This is a genomic window from Herbiconiux daphne (assembly GCF_024979295.1).
GTDB classification, from domain to species: Bacteria; Actinomycetota; Actinomycetes; order Actinomycetales; family Microbacteriaceae; genus Herbiconiux; species Herbiconiux daphnes.
This window is the reverse complement of sequence record NZ_JANLCJ010000570.1, coordinates 1-597: the sequence shown is the minus strand read 5'-3', so window position 1 is coordinate 597 and position 597 is coordinate 1. Positions and strand designations below refer to the sequence as shown.

Below are 597 nucleotides of genomic sequence, written 5' to 3'. Positions count from 1 at the left end.
TTTCTGACTCTGCATTGGCAACTTCTGTTCATGGTCGTGCTGGAGAGTTGAAATATCAACTTGAGAAAGCTGCTAAAGAACTTAAAAATGTTATGGAAGTTGTGTTCAGTTCTAAGCAAGGTATGGTACAACCTGGTGTAGCCGGTGCTGCTCCTACTGTTGCTGCTAAAACTGCTGGACTCTTCTCTCAGATTGCTCCGTTAGACACACCTAACCCAGATCTTCCAGGTACTGTTGCTGGTACTCCAGATGATACTGTTGTTCATATCAGTTCAGCGCTGGATAAAGATGATTTTGATAAAATCACTTTAGCTCTGTATAAATCTGGATCTAAAGCATGTGTTATTCTTGCCAACCCGATTAATGCCGAGAAATTGAATGCTATTGGTGTTGATGAAGGCAAGGTAGTTCGTCAGCTCCAAGTATTTGAAACTGGAATTGATGATTGGGAACCAGGTAAGAAATTCAATAATGAACAATTCACTATCACTGATATCCGTGGATGCAACTGGTGTGTTTGCTTCTCTCGTTTCTGCCCTGTAGATTTAGTCTACTTCGTAGATCCAGAGACTCTGACTCAACGTGTTCTTCGTGAAC

The 597-nt window shown here is 41.5% G+C and carries 1 protein-coding gene; it reads left to right on the top strand.

All coding sequences use genetic code 11. The features are described 5' to 3' along the window. A partial coding sequence (locus tag N1032_RS26495; protein ID WP_259543640.1) for a DUF5309 domain-containing protein occupies positions 1-597 on the top strand: 597 nt, incomplete at both ends.